The 252-nt window shown below is 65.1% G+C and carries 1 pseudogene; it reads right to left on the reverse strand.

What is annotated here, in order from left to right:
- Nucleotides 1-30: 30 nt before the first annotated feature.
- Nucleotides 31-252 (reverse strand): annotated as a pseudogene (locus QZH66_RS17045) (hypothetical protein); the annotation flags it as partial.

Raw genomic sequence — 252 nt, forward strand, 5'->3', positions numbered from 1 at the left:
CTGACAGCTAGCATTTTCAAAGCACATGCCTTACACCAACGGCGCCGCGCTGAAGTGGAAAACGCCGGGCTCCAGCACCGGGTTCACGTCCACCGCGATCACGCTCTTGGGCGGAAAGCGCCCTTCGAGCAGCAGCTTGGACAGCGGGTTCTCGATGCGCTGCTGGATCGCGCGCTTGAGCGGCCGCGCACCAAACACCGGATCGAACCCGACCTTGGCCAGCTCGGCCAGCGCCGTCTCGGAGACGCGCAG

Source organism: Stenotrophomonas sp. YIM B06876 (assembly GCF_030711595.1).
In the GTDB taxonomy this organism is placed as follows: domain Bacteria; phylum Pseudomonadota; class Gammaproteobacteria; order Xanthomonadales; family Xanthomonadaceae; genus Stenotrophomonas.